11 protein-coding genes are annotated in these 19,024 nt (G+C 69.4%); 8 read left to right on the top strand and 3 right to left on the bottom strand.

The features are described 5' to 3' along the window. Window positions 1–371 precede the first annotated feature (371 nt). From recC to recD, 3 genes are read left to right on the top strand one after another with little or no spacing between them, the layout of a single operon-like run. On the top strand, window positions 372–3,755 hold the full coding sequence (gene recC / locus NRB20_RS01905; RefSeq protein WP_153407406.1) for an exodeoxyribonuclease V subunit gamma: 3,384 nt from the start codon (window positions 372–374) through the stop codon (window positions 3,753–3,755). Continuing rightward, window positions 3,752–7,282, top strand: a complete 3,531-nt coding sequence (locus NRB20_RS01900; RefSeq protein WP_153407405.1) for a UvrD-helicase domain-containing protein — start codon at window positions 3,752–3,754, stop codon at window positions 7,280–7,282. Before recC ends, NRB20_RS01900 begins: the two co-directional genes overlap by 4 nt. Next, a complete protein-coding gene (recD, locus tag NRB20_RS01895) occupies window positions 7,279–9,177 on the top strand; it encodes an exodeoxyribonuclease V subunit alpha (protein ID WP_153407404.1) in 1,899 nt (632 codons plus the stop codon). Before NRB20_RS01900 ends, recD begins: the two co-directional genes overlap by 4 nt. Window positions 9,178–9,307: 130 nt before the next feature. On the opposite strand, the gene NRB20_RS01890 is transcribed toward recD, so the two are convergent. Further along, on the bottom strand, window positions 9,308–10,006 hold the full coding sequence (locus tag NRB20_RS01890; RefSeq protein WP_153407403.1) for a TetR/AcrR family transcriptional regulator: 699 nt from the start codon (window positions 10,004–10,006) through the stop codon (window positions 9,308–9,310). Window positions 10,007–10,136: 130 nt separating this feature from the next. Here NRB20_RS01890 and NRB20_RS01885 point away from each other — a divergent pair, with 130 nt between their 5' ends. From NRB20_RS01885 to NRB20_RS01865, 5 genes are all read left to right on the top strand, one after another. Then, the gene (locus tag NRB20_RS01885; protein WP_153407402.1) at window positions 10,137–11,708 is read left to right on the top strand and encodes a succinic semialdehyde dehydrogenase; all 1,572 of its coding nucleotides are present in this window, start codon (window positions 10,137–10,139) and stop codon (window positions 11,706–11,708) included. Window positions 11,709–11,761: 53 nt separating this feature from the next. Next, window positions 11,762–12,589 (top strand): SDR family NAD(P)-dependent oxidoreductase, encoded by an 828-nt coding sequence (locus tag NRB20_RS01880; RefSeq protein WP_153407401.1) that lies wholly within the window; start codon window positions 11,762–11,764, stop codon window positions 12,587–12,589. 115 nt (window positions 12,590–12,704) lie between these two features. After that, window positions 12,705–13,931 carry an SPFH domain-containing protein gene (locus NRB20_RS01875; RefSeq protein ID WP_153407400.1) on the top strand — a complete coding sequence of 409 codons (1,227 nt, stop codon included), beginning with the start codon at window positions 12,705–12,707 and terminating at the stop codon, window positions 13,929–13,931. A 1,058-nt stretch (window positions 13,932–14,989) separates the two neighbouring features. Continuing rightward, entirely contained in the window at window positions 14,990–16,306 is a 1,317-nt protein-coding gene (locus NRB20_RS01870) for a hypothetical protein (protein WP_194289683.1), read from the top strand. After that, window positions 16,303–17,208, top strand: a complete 906-nt coding sequence (locus tag NRB20_RS01865) for a hypothetical protein (protein ID WP_153407399.1) — start codon at window positions 16,303–16,305, stop codon at window positions 17,206–17,208. Before NRB20_RS01870 ends, NRB20_RS01865 begins: the two co-directional genes overlap by 4 nt. Before the next feature lie 11 nt (window positions 17,209–17,219). Here the strand turns inward: NRB20_RS01865 and NRB20_RS01860 are convergent, their stop codons facing one another. Together NRB20_RS01860 and NRB20_RS01855 are read right to left on the bottom strand one after the other, a co-directional pair. Beyond that, entirely contained in the window at window positions 17,220–18,053 is an 834-nt protein-coding gene (locus tag NRB20_RS01860) for a putative protein N(5)-glutamine methyltransferase (RefSeq protein WP_153407398.1), read from the bottom strand. Window positions 18,054–18,080: 27 nt separating this feature from the next. After that, on the bottom strand, window positions 18,081–18,950 hold the full coding sequence (locus tag NRB20_RS01855) for an ElyC/SanA/YdcF family protein (protein ID WP_319944334.1): 870 nt from the start codon (window positions 18,948–18,950) through the stop codon (window positions 18,081–18,083). Window positions 18,951–19,024 lie beyond the last annotated feature (74 nt).

Here is a 19,024-nt window from a genome sequence, read left to right as displayed (position 1 = left end):
CGAATTTGGTGAGTATCGAGAATCGCGGCCAATGTGGTGTTCAACACTATTCGCTGTAGAGTAGCCATAAGTCGGGCGCTGGCTCGGGGACGAATTCGAGGTCGATGCGGTCGTGGGCGTGTCCGGATCATCACGGTGTGTCGGACTCGGCGCGGGGTCGTCCGGGCGCACGATTGTCGGGATCGAACTCGGTCGGCGGGGCCGGGGTATCGGTCGTCACCTGCGTCTCGCCGGAGCGGTCGGGAATCGTCCCGGCTGCGGGGGCGTGCGGGTGAGGCGGTCGCGGGCGGTAATGTCGCGGGTTCGATCGGCCGATGACCGGGTGCGGGTTGCGATCGGAACGGACGCGGAAGAGATGAGAGAGGCGGTCCATGGCGCTGCACATCCACCGGGCCGAGCGGGCGGACACCCTCGTCGGTGAACTCGCGTCGGTGCTGGCGCGGCCGCTCGACGACCCGTTCGCGGCCGAGGTCGTCGCGGTCGGGGCCAAGGGTGTGGAGCGCTGGCTGACGCAGCGGCTGGCCGGGGTGCTGGGCGGCAGCACCGGCGACGGCGTCTGCGCGAATGTGCGATTCACCTCCGTGGCCGCGTTGACGGCCGAGGTGCTGGGTGCGGCGAGCGGTGTCGCGGCGGACGAGGATCCGTGGGCTCCCGAGCGGATGGTGTGGTCGGTGTTGCGGGTGCTGGACGCTTCGGTCGGTGAGCCGTGGTGTGCGGTTCCGGCGCGGCATCTCGGTGCGGACGATCCGTCCGGGCGGTCGTATCGGGCCGGGCGGCGGTTCGCGACGGCCGCCGGTATCGCGGCGTTGTTCGACGGTTACGCCACCCAGCGTCCGCGCGTGATCAGCGATTGGGTCGCGGGTGCGGATACCGACGGGTTCGGTGCGGAATTGCCCGCGGATCTGCTGTGGCAGCCGCAGTTGTGGCGGCGGCTGCGGGCGGGGATCGGCACGGCGAGTCCGGCCGAACGGTTGCCCGAAGCGTGTGCGTGGTTGCGTGGCGAGCCGGGGATTGTTGAACTGCCGCAACGTATTTCGTTGTTCGGTCCGGCGCGGTTGAGTGTGGATCAGGTGAACGTGCTGGCCGCGTTGGCCGAACATCGCGATGTGCACCTGTGGCTGGTACACCCGAGTCCGGCGATGTGGGACGCAGTGCGTGCGGCCGGTGCGGAGGCCGAGGTGGCGCGCCGGTCGGCTGATGCGGGTGCGTCGGTCGTCGCGCATCCGCTGCTGGCGGCGCTGGGACGTGACGCGCGCGAACTGCAGCGGCGGGTGGGGGCGGTGGGTCCGGCGATCGATACGCATCATCCTGGTGGCGACGAAATATCCTCTGCCACAGTGCTTTCCAGCTTGCAGGACGGGATTCGGGCGGATATGTGGCCGCCGTGCGCGGACGCGGTGTCCGGTGACGACACCGTGCGGGTGCACTCGTGTCACGGGCCCGCGCGGCAGGTGGAGGTGTTGCGCGAGGTGCTGTTGGGCCTGTTCGCCGAGGATCCGACGCTCGAGGCGCGCGATGTGATCGTGCTGTGCCCGGACGTCGAGAGTTTCGCGCCGCTGGTGCGCGCGGCGTTCGGGCCCGCGCACGCCGATGCTCGCTCGGGCGAAACATCCACGGCCGCAACTAATCCCGCGCAGGATCTGCGGGTCCGGCTGGCCGATCGGACGGCCGGGACGGCGAATCCGGTGCTCGCGGTGCTGCTGGCGCTGTTCGATCTGGCCGACGGCCGGGTCACCGTCACCCAGGTGCTGGATCTGGCCGCCTCCGAACCGGTGCGGATGCGCTGTGGATTCGACGACGACGATATCGAGCGGCTGCGGGAATGGGCCGCGGAAACCGGGGCGCGCTGGGGGATCGGGCAGCGCCAGCGGCAGGCGTTCGGGCTCGGCGATTTCGCGCAGAACACGCTCAATGCCGCGGTGGACCGGATTCTGCTCGGGGTCGCGGCCGGTGAATCCTCCGAGGACTGGCTCGATCTCGCGCTGCCGCTCGAGGACGTCGACTCCGGTGATGTGGATCTGGCCGGGCGGTTCGCCGAGTTCACCGACCGCCTCGCGGTCTGCGTGCGCGATCTGCGCGGGCCCACGCCGAGCGATCCGGCCGGGGGGCTGCGCCCGGCGCACGAGTGGGCCCAGGTGCTGGGTCGTGCGCTGGATCTGCTGACCGAGGTGTCGTATGCGAACAGCTGGCAGGCGGTGCAGGCGCGGCGGGAGCTGAGCGCGGCCCTCGAGCACGGTGACGATATCGGCTTGCGGCTGCCCGATATCGCGGCGCTGTTGCACTCGCGGCTGGCGGCGCGTTCGGTGCGGACCAACTTCCGCACCGGGGAGCTGACCGTGTGCACGCTGGCTCCAATGCGTTCGGTACCGCATCGGGTGGTGGTGCTGCTGGGCCTGGACGACGAGGTGTTCCCGCGCGCGGGCGGTATCGACGGCGACGATGTACTGGCCCGGAATCCGCGTGTGGGAGAACGTGATCCGCGCAGCGAGGATCGGCAGCTGCTGCTGGACGCGATCATGGCCGCCGGGGAACGCCTGGTGGTGCTGCACACCGGGGCCGATCCGGTCACCGGCGCGCATCGCCCGCCCGCGATTCCGCTGGCCGAACTGCTCGATGTGCTGGCCGCGCGGCCGGGTGCGGATCTCGGGTCGGTGGTGATGCGACATCCCTTGCAGGCCTTCGACAGTCGCAATTTCGATCCGGTGCGGCCGTTCAGCTTCGACGCCATCGCGCTGGCCGGCGCGCGGGCCGCGGCCGGTGCGGTGCGGCCGTCGGCGGGCTTCCTGCCGGTACCGCTGCCCGCCGCCGCGCGTGCGGATGTCGAACTCGCGGAACTGATCTCGTTCGTCGAACATCCGGTGCGGGCGTTCCTGTGGCAGCGCCTGGGTATCCGGGTGCCCGAGGAGGAAGAGGAGATCGACGAGCGGCTGCCGATCGAGCTGGACGGCCTGACCAAGTGGAATATGGGCGAGCGCATGCTGACCGCCCGATTGCACGGCGCCGAGCCGGAGACGTTGCGCGCCGCGGAGTGGCGGCGCGGGACGCTACCGCCGTTCGGGCTCGGCGCGGCGGTGCTGGACGACGTCGAGAGTACCGTCGACAAATTGGTGCGGGTGGCCCAGCCGATTCACGAATTACCTTCCCGCAGTATCGATATCGCGGTGGATCTGGGTGAGGGCAGACTGTTGCAGGGCACCGTCGCGGACGTGCACGACGACACGGTGGTGCGGACCACCTTCTCGCGGCTGGCCCCGAAACATCGGATCGCGGCGTGGGTGCGGCTGCTCGCGCTCGCGGCGACCGAGCGGCATCAGGGCTGGCAGGCGTTGACCATCGGACGCGGCAAATTCGGTCGTCCCGCCTGGCGCTCGGCACTGACCGCACCCAATGGCGCTGTGGCACAGGAGATCCTGCGAGATCTGGTGGCATTGCGGGATATGGGGCTGAACGAGCCGCTGCCGATCGCGACGGCGGCCTCGTCGGTCTACGCCGAACGCCGCTGCCAGGGCGCGACCGTCGACGAGGCCCGCACCGCCGCCGATCAGGAATTCCTCGGCGGCCCGCACGGCCCCAAACCCTACGGCGAACACACCGACCGCTATCTGCGCTACATCTGGGGTCCGGCCCCCCGCCTGGAGCTACTGGAAACCCCACTGCCCGAACCGGATCCGGCGGGCGAACCCACCCGCTTCGGCTCCCTCGCCCGCAGCCTGTGGGCCCCCCTGCTCGCCGCCGAAACCCAGGGACAACCATGAGTGAGGAACTCTTTCCCGTCGAGGCCCCTGCCCACCGGTCGCGTCGCCATGCCTCCAAATCCTCGGTGCCCAAGCGTCCGTCGGCCCCGGTCACGGGCGATCTGTTCGACATCGCGGAGGCAGGCGCACCCGCCGACATCGAACGCCCCGGCTCGGCCGTTCCTCTGGAGCCTTCGACCGATGAGCGCGAATCACGCACGCCTGCAACCGAACTGGTACCCGCTGGTGCTGGTGACGAGCCGGGGCGGCGGTTCGACCTGTGCGGGGAGTTGCCGAGGGGGACGACCGTGCTCGAGGCGAGTGCGGGGACCGGGAAGACGTATGCGATCGTCGGGCTGGCGGTGCGGTATGTGGCCGAGTGCGGGGTGGATATTTCGGAGTTGCTGCTGGTGACGTTCAGTCGGGCGGCTACGCAGGAGTTGCGGGAGCGTACGCGGGATCGGTTCGTGGCGGCCGCGGCGGCGCTGGCGGATCCGGTGGGGGCACGCGGCAGTGATGACGAGTTGATTCGTCATCTGGCGCAGGCGGATTCGAGTGCAGTGGGGGCGCGGCGGTCCCGGTTGCTGGCGGCGTTGTCGGAGTTCGACGCGGGGACCATCGCGACCACGCACAGTTTCTGTCAGCGGATGCTGGACGAGTTGGGGCTGGCCGGTGAGCACGATCCGGGCGTGCGGCTGGTCGAGAACGTCGATGATCTGGTCGCCACCGTCACCGAGGATCTGTTCCTGGCGCGGTACGCGCGGTCGGTGCCGCCGTTCTCGCTGAAGGACGCGCACGCGCTGGCCGCCGCCGCGGTGCGGGACCGGCAGGCGCGGCTGGTGCCCGAGGAGGAGTGCGGCGATCCGACGGCCTCGGAGCGCGTCGCGTTCGGCGCGGCGGTGCGCGTGGAAACCGAACGGCGCAAACGACTCTCGGGCCTTCGCGATTTCGACGACCTGCTGGTGCTGCTGCACGACGTGCTCGCCGATCCGGTGCACGGCGATCGGGCGGGCGATCGGATTCGGGACCGATTCCGGGTCGCGCTGGTGGACGAGTTCCAGGACACCGACCCGTTGCAGTGGGAGATTCTGCGGCGGTGTTTCCACGAGCAGGCGACCCTGGTGCTGGTCGGCGATCCGAAACAGGCCATCTACGCGTTCCGCGGGGCGGAGGTGCTCAGCTATCTCGACGCGGTCGCGGTGGCCGATCAGCGCCGTGAACTGACCGTCAACCGACGCAGCGACGCCGGTCTGCTGACCGCGCTGGACCATCTGATGGGCGGTGCGGCCCTGGGGCACAAGGAGATCGGCGTGCATCCGGTGGCGGCGGTGCGGCCACACACCCGCCTGTTGGGCGACGGTGATCGGACTCCGTTGCGGCTCAGGTGGTTTCGGCGCACCGGTGCAGGGGCGCTGAACAAGTCCGGATTCCCGGCGGTGGGTCGGCAGCGTTCACGGGTCGCCGAGGATCTGGCCGCCGACATCGTGCGGCAACTCGACGCGGGCCTGCGGATCGGCGAACGCCCTCTCGGGCCCGGCGATATCGCCGTCCTGGTGCGTACGCGCTCACAGATCGATATCGTGCGCGCCGCCCTGGACGAGGTCGGCGTGGCATCGGTATTGGCCGGTGGCGCAAGCGTATTCGCCACCCGCAGCGCCACCGACTGGCTGTGGCTGCTGCGCGCACTCGAACAGCCGCACCGCGCCGACCGGGTGCGCCTGGCCGCCGGGACGCCGCTGCTGGGGTACTCGGCCGCCGAGATCGATGCCGGCGGGGCCGATCTGGTCGGCCGCGTCGGTCAGCAGTTGCGGGAGTCGGCGCGATTGTTCGGCCGCGCCGGATTCGCGGCGGTGTTCGAACGGCTGGCCGCCGAGACACGTTTGGCGCCAAGGCTGCTCGCGATCGCCGGTGGTGAACGGGAACTGACCGATCTGCGGCATATCGCGCAGCTGATCGACCAGGTGGCACTGCGCGAATCGCTCGGCCTCAGCGCGCTGACCCGCTGGCTCGGCGATCGGGTGCGCGACCCGGCATCCGGCGCGGTCGCCGATCGCAGCCGCCGCCTGGACCGCGACGCCGCGGCCGTGCAGATCGCCACCGTGCACGCCAGCAAGGGCCTCGAGTTTCCGCTGGTCTACCTGCCCTTCGCCTGGGACAACGCGCGCAATCCGTATCCGGCGACGCTCATGTTCCACGACGAGCGCGGTAACCGCGTGCTCGATGTGGGCGGCTCGGAGGCCCTGGGCTACAACGACCGCAAGCGCCGCAGCGAGACCGAGGAGGCGGGGGAGGAACTGCGTCTGCTGTATGTGGCGCTGACGCGCGCCCAATGTCAGGTGGTGGCCTGGTGGGCCCCCACCTACGGCACCGCCGCCGCGCCGCTGCACCGGATGATGCTGGGCCGGATGCCGGGTAGCGCGGAGGTGCCGGGACGGGGCGATATTCCGGCGGACAATGTTGTGGGAGAACAGCTTTCGCACTGGGCGCAGGGAGCGCCGGGTGATGTCATCGCGGTGCGCGAGGTCGACCACATCCCCGCGGTGCGCCCCCGCTGGGAACGCGCCGAATCGACCACGACCGAGCTCGCCGCGGCCCGGTTCGATCGCGTCATCGATCAGGACTGGCGGCGCACTTCCTACTCCGCGCTCACCGCCGGGGCGCACGAGATGCATGTGACGGAATCCGAGGTGGACACCGGCGTCTCGGACGAGCCCGCGGAACCCTCCGCCGAACTCTCTGTGGAGCTCGAATTCGGCTCCGCCGCACCATCACTCATGAACGACCTGCCCTACGGCGCCGACTTCGGCACGCTCGTGCACGGGGTGCTCGAATACGTCGACACCGACGCCCCCGACCTGGCCGCCGAGGTCCGCACCCGGTGCGCGGACGCCATCGGCGAACTACTGGCCGACATCGATCCCGACGCCCTGGCCGACGCCCTGCTCGCGGTGCTGCACACCCCCATGGCGACCGGCAGCCTGGCGCAGGTCTCGGGCCGGGATCGGCTCAGCGAGTTGGACTTCGAACTGCCGCTGGCCGGTGGCGACACCCCGCGCGCCGAACGGGTGACGTTGCGCCGCATCGCCGATCTGCTGCGCGCGCACCTGCCCGCCGACGACATCTTCGCCGGTTACGCCGACCAGCTCGAAACGCTCCCGGACACCCCGCTGCGCGGCTTCCTGACCGGCAGCATCGACGCCGTACTGCGCACGCCCGGACCACGTTTCGTGGTGGTGGACTACAAGACCAACCGGCTGGGCACGGGCGAGCTGACCGTCGCGCACTACACCCGCGAGCGAATGGCCGCGGAGATGATGCGTTCGCACTATCCGCTCCAGGCCATCCTGTATTCGGCCGCGCTGCACCGTTATCTGCGCTGGCGGCTCCCGGACTACGATCCCGCCCGACATCTCGGCGGCATCCGCTACCTGTTCGTGCGCGGCATGATCGGACCCGGAACACCCTCCGGCTGCGGGGTTTTCGACTGGGATCCGCCGCCGGCGCTGGCCGGGGAATTGTCCGATCTACTGGCGGGACAGTGGCGATGACCGCGATTCAGCTCGCGCAGCGGGCCACCGGGCTGTTGCGCACCTTCAACGCCGCCGGTGTGCTCGCGGCCGCGGATGTGCATGTGGCGCTTCGTCTCGGGCGGCTCGGCCGTGAGGAAGACGAGTCGGTGCTGCTGGCGACCGCGCTGGCCGTGCGCGCGGTGCGATCCGGTTCGGTCTGCCTCGAACTGGCCCGGATGCACGAAATCGGTGTGGACGGTGAGGGTTTCGACACCGACGCGGACACCGCCGCCGAACCCGTCGACCCCGCCACCCTGCCGTGGCCCGATCAGACGCGGGTGCTCGCAGCCCTGCGGAACAGCCCGCTGGTGCAGGGCAGTGCGGCCGGACCGCTGCGGCCGTTGCGTCTGGTGGAATCCGCGGCCGCGGGCCCGCTGCTGTATCTGGACCGGTACTACCGGCAGGAACAGACCATCCGCGAGGTGCTCACCGAACGCGCCACCACCCATCCGATGATCGATCCGGAGACGATCCGGCGGCAACTGGACCGGCTCTTCCCCGACAGCGGCGCCCCCGGGGATCCGCCCGACCGGCAGCGGGTGGCCGCCGCTTTGGCCGCGACGCAGTGGACGACCGTCGTCGCGGGCGGTCCCGGCACCGGCAAGACGCACACCATCGCCCGCATCCTGGCCCTGCTGGTGGCCCATCAGCGGTCGATGCCCGACGCCCCCGAACTCCGCATCGCACTGGCCGCGCCGACCGGCAAAGCCGCTGCGCGCCTTCAGGAGTCGGTCCGCGAACAGGCGAGCGATCTGGATCTGCCCGAACTCACCGCCGCGACCCTGCACCGTCTGCTGGGCTGGCAGCGCGGCGGCGCGACGCGCTTCCGGCACCACGAATTCAACCGGCTGCCGTATGACGTCATCGTGGTCGACGAGACCTCGATGGTGTCCCTGACCATGACCAGCCGCCTGCTGCCCGCCGTGCGCCGGGACGCGCGTCTGGTGCTGGTGGGTGATCCGGATCAGCTGGCCTCGGTGGACGCGGGCGCGGTGCTCGCGGATCTGGTGGCCGGAACCGTTGCGGGCCCGGCGAATCCGCAGCTGGAACAGGTGCTGGGCGACGACCTCGGCGATCCGGCGGCCGCCCCTGCCGAGGCGCTGAGCCCTCGGGAACGAGATCGCCTCCGCGGCGGCATCATTCGCCTCACCCGCGGCCGCCGGTTCGGTGGCCGGATCGCCGAACTCGCCGTCGCGGTGCGGGCGGGCGACGCCGATGCCGCCCTGGATCTGCTGGCCGACGGCGGCGATGAACTGTCGCTGTGTGAACCGGAGGAGATCACCGCCGTCCGCGCCGATGTGATCCTGGCCGCCCGCGAATGCACCACCGCGGCCGAGAACGGTGATGCCGCAGCGGCATTGGCCGCCATGGAGTCGCATCGGCTGCTGTGCGCACACCGGCAGGGCCGCTACGGCGTCGAACGCTGGGACCGGATGGCCGCGGGCTGGGTCGCCGCGTGCGGGATCGGCGCGGAACCCGGTGCCGGACACTGGTATCCGGGCCAGCCGCTCCTGGTCACCGCCAACGATCACGAGGCCCGCATCTACAACGGCGACACCGGCGTCATCGTGCGCGGCCCCGACGGCGGCCTGCGCGCCGCCCTGCAACGCGGCAGCGCGCCCTACCTCGTGCACCCCACCCAATTCCCGGGCGTCACAACGGTTTACGCGATGACCATCCACCGCAGCCAGGGCAGCCAGTACGGCACGGTATCGATCGTGCTACCCGGCCCCGAATCCACCCTGCTCACCCGCGAACTCCTCTACACCGCGATCACCCGCGCCCGCCACCACGTCCGCATCATCGGCACGCGGGACGCCATCCGCGCCGGAATCGGCCGACGTGTGCTGCGCGCCAGCGGATTACGCGGCTGAGCGCGCTGCTGGTCGGGCCCGCGCGGAGGTCTCGGCGCGTTTCTCGTAGCGATGGATTGTGCCGTGGCGGGCAAAACCGTTGCGGCAGTGGGACGAAAGCCGGACGATGCTCGTGCCGGACCTGTGAGACTCAGACACGTTCGTCGAAGATCCCCGGAACCGTCAGCGCGCGTTCGACATCCGCGCGATTGCCGAGGGTGACCAGCACGCTGCGGATCATGGTCAGCCGGGCCTCGGTGACGTCGGCGGGATCGGGTTCGCTGCCCGGGTGCGCGGCCGCGGACACCCGGTAGACCACGTATTCGCAGGTTTGCAGGGCGGTATCGAGGTCCAACGGGCTGGGCAGCGGGCGGCCGAGTTCGGTGAATTTGGCGCGGACCAGCGCGCGGATATCGTCGAACGCCTCCTCGCGATAGCCCGAGACCGGCGAGGCCGGATCGTGCAACTCGGCGAAGACCGGCCGCAGCATCGGACCGTGCCCGCGCGCCCATTCCAGATAGGCGTCGATGATCGCGATCCCCAGCTGCACCGGCTCGAACGACCGGGCCAGCGCGTCCCGGATTCCGCCCACCAGCCCCTCGTTGGACAGCGTCAGCAGCGAATGCAGCGGCTGTTCGGCATTGCCGAAGTAACGGTAGAACGTCGGCCGCGAGATCCCCGCCCGCTCGATGATGCGCGCGACACTCAACCCGCGCGAACCGTGCTCGGTGAACACCGCCGCGGTGGCCAGTTCGATCCGCGCCCGCACCTCGTCGGCCTGCTCGGGAGTCTGCGGCGGCCGCCCGCGCCGGACGCCGTTGTGAGCGGGGACCACCACATCGCCGGACATCTGGTGAAACCTCCTCGATCGCGCGCGGCCGCTTGACAGCATACGGCTGCTACTCATTAATCTAACACCACTGTTCATGTAACATTGGTGTTCAATAAATAGCTCGAACCACCGACCGAGAGGGCCGACGATGACGACCGCCCCGCAGACCGCGCCCGCGGATGCACTCCCATCCGAGCTGGTCCAGCGCCTGCTGCCGCTGGCGACTGCCGGTTCGGCCCCCTCGGTCGAGGTGTTCGCGCCCGCGACCGGCGCCAAGATCGCCGATCTGCCGCAGTCCGATACCGCCGATATCGAGCACGCCTTCGTCACCGCCCGGAAGGCGCAGCGCGCATGGGCGAGCGTGCCGGTGCGGGAGCGGGTCGCGGTGCTGCGGCGGTTCCACGATCTGGTGCTCGCCGAACAGGACGTCATCCTCGACATCGTGCAGACCGAGACCGGGAAATCGCGGGTGCACGCGTTCGACGAGGTGGGCGATGTGGCGGTCAATGCCCGCTACTACGCGGCGCAGGCGGAGCGGCTGCTGGCCCCGCGCAACGCGCGCGGTGTGCTGCCGGTGCTGACCCGGGTCGAGGTGCGGCACCGGCCCAAGGGCGTGGTCGCGGTCATCTCCCCGTGGAATTACCCACTGGCCCTTGCGGTTTCCGATGCGCTGCCCGCGCTGGCGGCGGGCAACGCGGTGGTCGCCCGTCCGGACAATCAGACCGCCCTGACCGCGCTGTGGGCGATCGAGGTCGCCGAGCGTGCGGGCCTGCCCAAGGGGCTGTGGCAGGCAGTGCTCGGTCGCGGTTCGGTGATCGGCGGCGAGATCATCGACCGCGCCGATTACGTCGACTACACCGGTTCGAGCAATACCGGCCGCACCATCGCGCGGCAGGCGGGGGAGCGGTTGATCGGCTGCTCGCTCGAACTCGGCGGTAAGAATCCGATGCTCGTGCTGGCCGACGCCGACGTCTCCGCGGCGGCGAAGATCGCCGTGCGCGCCTGCTTCGCCTCGGCCGGGCAGCTGTGCGAATCGATCGAGCGAATCTACGTGCACGACAACGTGTACGACCGCTTCGTCACCGAATTCGCCGCGCACACCCGCGAACTCGCGCTCGGCTCGGCTCGGGACTACTCCTACGAGATCGGCTCGCTCACCTTCCAACGCCAGATCGACACCGTCACAGCGCATGTCGAGGATGCCGTGGCCAAGGGCGCGACGGTGCTCGCGGGCGGTCGCGCACGCCCGGACCTGGGCCCCTACTTCTACGAGCCGACCATCCTGGCCGATGTGCGCGAGGGGATGACCGCCTACCGCGAGGAGACCTTCGGCCCGGTGGTCTCGGTATACCGCGTCGGCAGCGACGACGAGGCCGTCGAGCAGGCCAACGACTCGGCCTACGGCCTCAATGCCAGTGTGTGGAGCCGGAATACGACCCGGGCGCGCGAGATCGCGGCGCGGGTGGAGGCCGGATCGGTCAACGTCAACGAGGGATTCATCGCCGCGTGGGGGAGTGTGGCCGCGCCCTCGGGCGGGCTGGGCATCTCCGGTGGCGGGCGTCGGCACGGGCCCGAGGGCCTGCGCAAATACATCGACACCCAGACCATCGCGGTGCAGCGCGCGCTGCCGATCGCACCGTTGCCGGGCATGTCCGAGGCGATGTGGGCCAAGACCATGACGTTGTACTTCGGCGTCATGAAGGCCCTGCGTCAGCAGTGATCTCGCATTCGCCTCGCACGGGTACGAACGACAGGAGTGGATCGAGGGTGGATATGGATTCGGTAGCGGGCAAGAGGGTCCTGATCACCGGCGCGGCCATGGGTCTGGGCAAATCCTTTGCCGCACAGGCGATGCGGGAGAAGGCCGCGGACGTGGTGCTCTGGGACGTCAACGAGACCGCGTTGCGGGAGACGGCCGGTGAACTGGCCACGCTCGGCCCCGGCACCGTGCACCACCGCGTCGTCGACGTCTCCGACCGCGAGGCCATCGCCGCGGCGGGCGCGGCCGTGCGCGCCGAGATCGGCGATATCGACGTGCTGATCAACAACGCGGGCATCGTGCGCGGCAACGGATACTTCTGGGAGACCTCGAACCGCGCCGACATCGCGCAGACCGTCGCGATCAATTCCCTTGCGCCCATGTACATCACGCTGGAATTCCTGCCCGCCATGGTGGCGCGGCGCACCCCGGCGCGGGTGCTGAACATCGCGTCCTCGGCGGCGCTGGTCGCCAACCCCCGGATGAGTGTGTACGCCGGGTCGAAGTGGGCGGCGCTGGGCTGGTCGGATTCGGTGCGGCTCGAGCTGGAGCAGTCCGGGAACGACCATGTCAAGGTGACTACCTTCTGTCCGACCTACATCAACACCGGCATGTTCGACGGCGCGAAGGGGTTCATGTTCACCCCGATCATCGAACAGGACGAGGCGGTACAGACCGCGTGGACGCATATGAAGAAGGGCTCCGCGCTGGTCGTCATGCCGTGGACCTCGCGCTTCAACCGCGCGATCTCCGGGCTGCTGCCGTTGCGGGTGCGCGACCTCTACCTGGACTTCGTCGGCGTCTACCACTCGATGGAGGAGTTCACCGGTCGCAAGGGCTGACGAGTTCGGGTGCGTCTGTTCGCCCACGGGATATGGGGAGGCTCGCACCGTCCCACCTGTGACATACTCGGGCCGGACGGGTGCTGAGCTGCCCGAGGGAGGACGGAGGCGACGCATGGGCCTGATGGACAAGATTCGCAACGAGTTCATCGACATCATCGAATGGCTCGATGAGACGAATACGACGTTGGCATGGCGTTTTCCGCGCTACGACAACGAGATCAAGAACGGCGCGCAACTGATCGTGCGCGAGGGGCAGCACGCGCTGTTCGTGTACCGCGGCCAGCTCGCCGATCAGTACCAGCCCGGTCACTACCAGCTGACCAGCGAGAACATGCCGATCATGTCCACGCTGCAGGGCTGGAAGTACGGGTTCAACAGCCCGTTCCGCTCCGAGGTGTACTACATCAACACCCGGCCGGTGACTGATCTGCGTTGGGGCACACCGCAACCGGTGACCGTGCGCGATCCGGACTTCAAGATGGTGCAGGTCCGGGCGAACGGCACCACCATCGTCCGGGTGACCGACCCGGCGGCGTTCCTGCGTCAGGTGATCGGCACCGAGAGTGTCGTGGACATGGAACAGATCACCGAGCTGATCCGGCGCAACATCACGCTGGCGTTCTCGGACATGGTGATGGCCAGCGGCCTGGGCGCCATCGATCTGCAGGGCCGTCAGGTCGAATTGTCCGACAAGCTGCGCGAATTCGTCGCCCAGCGGGTGCAGTCCTTCGGCCTGGGTGTGGATCAGGTCACCATGACGATCTCGCTGCCGGAGGAGATCCAGCAGGCCATGACGCGCGGTGTCGCGCGTGGTGTGGAGGCCGGTGGATTCCTCAGCAACGTCGGCGATCTGAACCGCTACCAGCAGGCGCAGGCGGCCGATGCGATGCTCGCCGCGGCGCAGAACGAGGGCGGCGGTCCGATGGGGGCGGCGATCCAGGCCGGATTCGGTGTCGCGCTCGGTGGTCAGATCGCCGGTAATCAGGGCGGTTACCAGCAGCAGGGCTACCCGCAGCAGCAGGGTGGCTATCCGCCCCAGGGTTATCCGCAGCAGCCCGGGTACCCGCCGCAGCCCGGCGGGCAGCCCACGCCGCCGCCTCCGCCGCTGCCCTCGCAGCAGCAGTTCCACATCGATCTGAACGGCCAGGCCGCGGGTCCCTACCCGGCCGAGCAGCTGCGTCAGTTCGTCGCCAGCGGTCAGCTCACGCCGAAGACGAACGTCTGGTCCAACGGCATGGCGAGCTGGGCCGCCGCCGAGACGGTGCCCGCGTTGCAGGGGCTGTTCAACCGCCCACCGCCGCTGCCGGGCACCCCGCCGCCACCGCCGCCCGCGCAGTAACCGGATCGGTCGTTGCCTGTCAGCAGGGTCCCGGGGGAGCCATGAACAACCCACAGCAGCCAGATCACACACCGCATACCCCGCCGCCATCGGGCGGCGGGGGCGCACCGTGGCAAGGTCCACCGGGAACCCCCGGCGGAACCTACCCGGCGGCCGCGTCGACACGCCATTACGGTGGCGGACAACCGGTTCGCCCCGGGGGGAACCCACCCGCCCCGCCCGGCTACCCCCCATCTGCCACACCGCAACCCCCGGGACTGCAACCACCACTCCCACCCGGCCAAGGCAGTGCCGTACCACCACCCGGATGGCCGAATCCCCCTGCGCCACAACCCAACAGCGGCGGCTCACTCCCCTGGGGCTCCCAACCTCCGGCGAACTTCTCAGTATCGGGCACGAACCCATCACCCGGCACGCCCCCCAGCGGCGCGAATCCCGGTGTGCCACAACCGCCCAGCGGCCGCCCCCCGCAGCCGGGTGTCTCGAACCAAGGCGGTCCGCAGTCGCCCGCTGGCCCGCCGCCGCTACCCGGTGGCCCGAATCCTGGTGCGCCACAACCGCCTAGTGGTCGGCCCTCCCAACCCGCTGGTCCGAGCCAAGGTGGTGCGCCCGCTGGCCCGCCGCCGCTACCTGGTGGCTCGAATTCCGGTGTGTCGCAACCACTCAGTGGTCGGCCCTCGCAACCCGGTGGCGCGAGCCAAGGTGGGCCGCAGTCGCCCAGTGGCCCGCCATCGTTGCCTGGTGGTCCGAATTCCGGTGTGCCACAACCATCTAGCGGTCGGCCTCCGCAGCCTGCTGGTCCGAATCCCGCAGCCCCGCAACCGCCCAGTGGTCGGCCATCGCAAGCCGGTGGGCCTAACCAAAGTGGTTCGTCCGCCGGTCCGCCGCCGTTGCCCGGTGGCGCGAATCCTGGTGTGCCGCAACCGCCGAGCGGTCGGCCTCCGCAGTCCGGTGGTTCGCCTGCTGGGCCGCCGCCGTTGCCGGGTGGGCCGAATTATGGTGGGCCGCAACCGTACAGCGGGCAGCAGCCCGGGGGCGGTTATGGTGGGCCGCCGCCGATGGGTGGGGCGCAGTTGCCGCCGCAGCGGCCGGTGGGGCAGCCGCCGGTTGCCGGGGCCGTTGCGGTGAATTTCGTGCCGTCGGGGGGTGGGGCCGCCGATACGCGGCAGCCGGATGTTCCGGTGAAACAGCCTCCGCTGCCGCCGGATCGGGCGATGTTGCATCGCACCGAGCAGACCCGGACCTATCCGTGTTCGGCCTGTGGTGGTCAGCTGCAGTTCGATATCGCCAGTCAGAAGTTGCGCTGCCCGAACTGTGGCAACTACTCCGAGATCGAGGCTCCGCGCACCCCGGTCATGGCACGTGACCTGCGCGAGGCGATGGGGGAGCTGCGCGCGTTGCAGTCCACCACCTCGGGGCCCGAGGTCACCGGGAATCACGAGATCAAGTGTCAGAGTTGCGGTGGCACAACGTCGTTCGTCGGCAGCCTGACCGCGACCAGATGTCCGTACTGCGCCACGCCGATCCAGCGCGACGATGTGCACAATGCGCCCGCACGGCTGCCGGTCGACGGTGTGGTGCCCTTCCGCATCGACGAGAAGAACGCGCGGTCCCTGGTCGAGAAGTGGGTCTCCGGGCGATGGTTCGCGCCGAGTGAGTTCAAGAAGTACAAGCGCATGGGCTCCTTCGCGAGCGTCTACCACGCGTACTTCACCTACAACGCCGACACCCACACCTATTACCAGGGCGAACAGGGTATCGAGTACACCGAGACCTACCGCGACAGCGACGGTGACGAACAGACCGTCACCCGGGTCCGCTGGTATCCGGTGCAGGGCGAGGTCGCGAACCAGTTCGTGGACGTGCCGGTGCTGGCCAACGAACACACCGACCGCGAGCGGATCAAGACCCTCGAGCCGTGGCCGGTCGAGGACGCGACGACCTACTCACCCGAGTACGTCGCCGGTCACCTCGCCCGCACCTACGACCGCGATGCCGAGGAATCCCTGCCCGAGGCGCGGTCGGAGATGGAAGGCGAGATCGAGCGGACGGTCCGCCGCGATATCGGCGGCGACCAGCAGCGCATCCACTCGCTGAATTCGACCTGGAATTCGCTGGCGTACAAGCATGTGCTGCTGCCGATCTGGCTGCTGACGGTGATCTACATGGATCGACCGTTCAACGTGTACATCAACGGACTCACCGGCGAGGTGTCCGGCGAGCGGCCGTGGAGCAAGATCAAGATCGCGATCGCCGTCACGCTGGCGATACTCGTGGTAGTGGCGATCATCGTGCTGTACATGAAGTTCGGGCATCATTCGACTGGGCACGGCAGTACCACCACCGTGCATCATCATTCGACCCATCGGAGGTGAGCGTGGTACTGCTGCTGATCCTGTTGGCGCTGCTGGTGCTGGTCGGCGGGGTTGCCGCGATCGTGCTGGTGATCGGCCGTCATCAGAAGCAGTCGATCGCGTTCGACAACCAGATCGTGCCGGGGATGCCCTCGAACGCTCCGGCGTCGTGGGCGGGTTCGCACGATCCGGAGGCCCGCCTGCACCGTCGGCTGCGGGACGCCATCCGTGCCCTGCACGGTGTGAATGCCTACGACACGGCCTCGAGCGTGAATCTGCGTGCGGGACTGGAACAGTCGGCGATGGCGATCGACAACCATCTGATCGCCGTCGCGACACTGCCGCGGCCCCATCGCGATCAGGCGCTGCCGGACGCGACCGCGGCGGTGGAGGCCGTGGAAGCCGGTGTGGCCCAATATGTCTCGGCCACGACCAAACCCGATCCGGTGGCCTTCGAAGCCGGTCTGCAAGGCGTGCAGACCAGTATCGACGCGATCACGCAGAATCTGGGCGCGCTGGGTCCCGGGCTGTCGGCCTCAGGCATCTACCCGGGGCAGTTCGGCATGCAGGCACCTGCGCCGGTGCCTCAGCAGCAACCCGGCGCGACGCCCCTCAGCGGCCAGCACCCTCCTCAGACCGGCGGCTACCCGCAAGCCCAGCCGAACGTCGCGCAATCAGGTGGATATCCGCCCCAGACCGGCGGCGGATACGCGCAGGCTCAGCCGAATACCCCGGAGTCGGGCGGCTATCCGGCCCAGTCCGGCAGTGAATATCCGCAAGCGCAGCCGAATCACGCGCAGCCGGGCGGATACCCACCCGCGCAGGGCGGCGTCCAACCGCAACCTGCACAGCCGGGCGGAACGACCCCGCCCGATACGGGCACCGGAGCCTCGGATCCCACGATCATCCGCCGACAGCCCTGAACCGCCCGCGGTCATCCCTCACGCGATGACTGCGGTCCATCGGTGACCTCCCCGGTCGCGGGGCGAGTGCCGATCACAACGGTGGCGTAAAGCTCCTCCGACTCTGCAACCATCGGCGTAAGTCCATGTTGCGCAAGGATTTTCGTGGCAAGCTCGGATTGCTCACGACTGGTTTCGACCAGCAGCCGACCACCGGGCGCGAGCCAGTGCGGTGCCGCAGCCGCGACACGACGGAAGACGCCGAGTCCATCGGCCCCACCGTCGAGCGCGGTGCGCGGTTCGTGATCACGCGCCTCCGGCGGCATATCGGCGATGGCCTCGGTCGGAACATACGGAGTATTGGCCAGCAGCAGATCCACCCGCCCGGCCAGCTCCGAGGGCAGCGGAGCGAACAGATCCCCCTGATACACCGCTGCGTCGAATGCCGCGAGATTGCGCCGGGCACACGCCACCGCGGCGGGTTCCAGATCGCTCGCGGTGAGCTCGACGCGGATTCCGCTGGCGGACAACTCGGTCGCCACCGCGAGACCGAGCGCGCCACAACCGCAGCACATGTCCAGAACCACGCACGGATCGCGCGGATCGGCGACGGCCAGTTCCACCAGGAATCCGGTGCGCTGGCGCGGAACGAACACCCCGGGTGCGACCGCGACGCGCAATCCGCGAAACTCCGTCCAGCCCAGCAGATGTTCCAGCGGGACACCGGAAACCCGCTGTGCGACAAGTTCTTCCAGATCCGAAGTGGAGGCCGCCGCTGCACCCAGCAGCGCGGCCTCCTCCTCGGCGAACACGCACCCCGCCGCACGCAGCGTGGTGACCAGCGAACCGATATCGGGCACGATCATCGGTTCATTGTGGTGCAGAGCTGCGGATTAACCCGAATTCGGCAGGAAGGTGCGGGTGGCGTCCAGGTAGATGCCCCGCTGCGCGGCCTTGGACGGGGGCACCAGTTGGGAGATGATCTCGTTCGGCGAGGTCATCGCGCCCACCACCCGGGTGCCGGCGACGATGAAATCGGTGACCGCGCGGCGGATGTGGTTCGGCGAGGTGATCACCACCGCGCTGTCGATGCCGCGCGACCGCATGATCCGGGTGCTGAACAGCGCGTTCTGCACCGTGGAACCGGAGCGGTCCTCGACCAGGATGCGGGAGGCCGGAATGCCGTGCCCGATCAGCCAGCCCGCCATCGCGGCCGCCTCGGGCACTCCGTTCTGCGGCGCGCCGCCGGTCACCACGATCGGTGAGTTCGGCGCGGCGATCGCCTGCAACCAGGCCGCTTGCAGGCGGTTCACGAGTTCCGGTCGCAGCGCGCCGTTGGGCAGCAGGCCGTACCCGAGTACCACCAGCGCGGTCTGCGGGCCGATCAGCGCGGGCAGCGGATTGGGCAGGGTGCCCACGCCCGCGCCGATCGCGCCGAGGACCCCGCGGGCACCGGCGGCCATCCCGGGATCGACCGATCCGAGCCGGTTGAAGGCCGTTTCCCGGGTGATCAGATCACCCGCGTAATCGGCCCAGATGGCCTGTAGCGCGAGGGCCTGCGGGTCGGCCGGGGCGGCGGCGACCATCCGCCCGAGGTCGCGCAGCCCGGCCGCGTCGTGACCGCTGACGAACTGGGCCTGCGCGGAGCCGTACAGGGATGCGGGAGTGTTGTCGGCGGCCGCGATTCCGGAGCTGGATCCGGCCGTGAGGAGGAAGGCCGTGCTGGCCGCGAGGAGGTAGGTGACACGTCGGACGATCTTCACTGCTGTCGACACCTTTCCGAGCGAACGGATGATGTTGAGTTGCTGGCAATTGGCTCTTCGGACAGTCGCCACCA

It is taken from the genome of Nocardia macrotermitis (assembly GCF_009604405.1).
Classification (GTDB): Bacteria; Actinomycetota; Actinomycetes; order Mycobacteriales; family Mycobacteriaceae; genus Nocardia; species Nocardia macrotermitis.
The sequence above is the reverse complement of the archived record's forward strand: the minus strand, read 5'-3'. Positions and strand labels throughout refer to the sequence as shown.

Excerpts from the sequence above, each read along its gene's own strand:
- NRB20_RS01885 (WP_153407402.1), top strand. The coding sequence starts at position 10,137 with ATGACGACCGCCCCGCAGACCGCGCCCGCGGATGCACTCCCATCCGAG.
- NRB20_RS01860 (WP_153407398.1), bottom strand. The coding sequence starts at position 18,053 with ATGATCGTGCCCGATATCGGTTCGCTGGTCACCACGCTGCGTGCGGCG.
- recC (WP_153407406.1), top strand. The coding sequence starts at position 372 with ATGGCGCTGCACATCCACCGGGCCGAGCGGGCGGACACCCTCGTCGGT.
- NRB20_RS01875 (WP_153407400.1), top strand. The coding sequence starts at position 12,705 with ATGGGCCTGATGGACAAGATTCGCAACGAGTTCATCGACATCATCGAA.
- recD (WP_153407404.1), top strand. The coding sequence starts at position 7,279 with ATGACCGCGATTCAGCTCGCGCAGCGGGCCACCGGGCTGTTGCGCACC.
- NRB20_RS01890 (WP_153407403.1), bottom strand. The coding sequence starts at position 10,006 with ATGTCCGGCGATGTGGTGGTCCCCGCTCACAACGGCGTCCGGCGCGGG.
- NRB20_RS01900 (WP_153407405.1), top strand. The coding sequence starts at position 3,752 with ATGAGTGAGGAACTCTTTCCCGTCGAGGCCCCTGCCCACCGGTCGCGT.
- NRB20_RS01880 (WP_153407401.1), top strand. The coding sequence starts at position 11,762 with ATGGATTCGGTAGCGGGCAAGAGGGTCCTGATCACCGGCGCGGCCATG.
- NRB20_RS01870 (WP_194289683.1), top strand. The coding sequence starts at position 14,990 with ATGGGTGGGGCGCAGTTGCCGCCGCAGCGGCCGGTGGGGCAGCCGCCG.